The sequence below is a fragment of the Streptomyces sp. H27-D2 genome (assembly GCF_035828615.1).
Lineage (GTDB): Bacteria > Actinomycetota > Actinomycetes > Streptomycetales > Streptomycetaceae > Streptomyces.
In genome coordinates, this window is sequence record NZ_JAYMZR010000207.1 from 1 (window position 1) to 1,621 (window position 1,621).

1 protein-coding gene is annotated in these 1,621 nt (G+C 75.6%); it reads left to right on the forward strand.

Features of this window, described 5'->3' with window-relative positions; translation table 11 throughout:
• Positions 1-132 precede the first annotated feature (132 nt).
• On the forward strand, positions 133-1,470 hold the full coding sequence (locus QMK28_RS33900; protein WP_326443538.1) for a ribonuclease D: 1,338 nt from the start codon (positions 133-135) through the stop codon (positions 1,468-1,470).
• The last annotated feature ends 151 nt before the right edge of the window (positions 1,471-1,621 follow it).

The following is a 1,621-nucleotide window of genomic DNA, read 5'->3' on the forward strand; positions in this document are numbered from 1 at the left end:
GTCGCGCTCCTTACGGGAATCATCCACTGACCCGCTGAACCCGGCGCGAAACCCGGCGCCCGCCGACGGAACGTTCCGTCGGCGGGCGCTTCTCATACACTGGGCCTTCGCATACCCAGATACCCTTGACCGGTGACCGACGCCCAAGAGAGTGCAGCAGACGCGACACTGCAATTTTCCGGCGGCGCCCAGCGCCTGCCGCCTACGTCTGCGCCTCCGGACCTGCAGTCCGTGCCGGTACCGGTCCCCCTGCTCGAACCGCGCGAGGGCATCCCACCGGTCACCAGGACCCAGGAAGCCCTCGACGAGGTGGTCGCGGCCTTCGCCGCCGGCACCGGTCCAGTCGCCGTGGACGCCGAGCGCGCCTCCGGCTACCGCTACGGACAGCGGGCCTATCTGGTCCAGCTGCGCCGTGAAGGCGCGGGCAGCGCCCTGGTCGACCCCGTGGGGTGCCCCGACCTGAGCGCTCTCGGCGCGGCCATCGCGGACGCCGAGTGGGTGCTGCACGCGGCGACCCAGGACCTACCGTGCCTGCGGGAAATAGGCATGACGCCCACCCGGCTGTTCGACACCGAGCTGGCCGGGCGGCTCGCCGGGTTCGCCCGCGTCGGCCTCGGCGCGATGGTCGAGAACGTCCTCGGCTACGCCCTGGAGAAGGGCCACTCCGCCGTCGACTGGTCGACCCGGCCGCTGCCCGACCCCTGGCTGCGCTACGCGGCGCTCGACGTCGAGCTGCTGGTGGACCTGCGGGACGCGCTGGAGGAGGAGCTGGCGGACCAGGGCAAGCTGGACTGGGCCCGGCAGGAGTTCGCGGCCATCGCCGCCGCGCCGCCCGCCCCGCCCCGCCAGGACCCCTGGCGGCGCACCTCCGGGATGCACAAGGTCCGGCGGCGCCGGCAGATGGCCGTGGTGCGCGAGCTGTGGACCGCCCGCGACCGGATCGCCCAGCGGCGCGACGTCTCGCCGGGCAAGGTGCTCGGCGACACCGCCATCATCGAGGCGGCGCTGAACCTGCCCGCGGACGCCCAGGCGCTGCTCGCGCTGCCCGGCTTCGGGAACCGGATGGGCCGCAAGCAGCTGGAGCAGTGGCAGGCGGCGGTGGACCGGGCGCGCGCCCTGCCCGACCCCGAACTCCCGCTGTCCGGACAGGCGTTGACCGGCCCGCCGCCACCCCGCTCCTGGGCCGACAAGGACCCGGTCGCCGCGGCGAGGCTGTCCACGGCGCGCGCCGCGGTGTCGGCGCTCGCCGAGGAGCTGAACCTGCCGCAGGAGAACCTGATCACTCCGGACACGGTCCGCCGGCTGTGCTGGGAGCCGCCGGCCGAGCCCACCCCGGAGGCCGTCGCGGCCATCCTGGCCGGGCCCGGGGCACGCCAGTGGCAGATCGACCAGGTCACGCCGGTGCTCGTCGAGCCGCTGAGCGCGGCGCCGGCGCCGTCTGCCGACAGCGACACCGCAACCGCCGGCTGACATCAGCGGCTGCCCGGCCGGCCGCCTGCGGCACCGCCCACCCGGGCGCCCGCGGCGCGACCGCCCGCAGCGCCACCGCCGCACCGCCGCGGCGCCCCCCGCACGACATAACGGCCCCGCGACCACGGCCCGGGGCCCCGTCGTTGCCGCA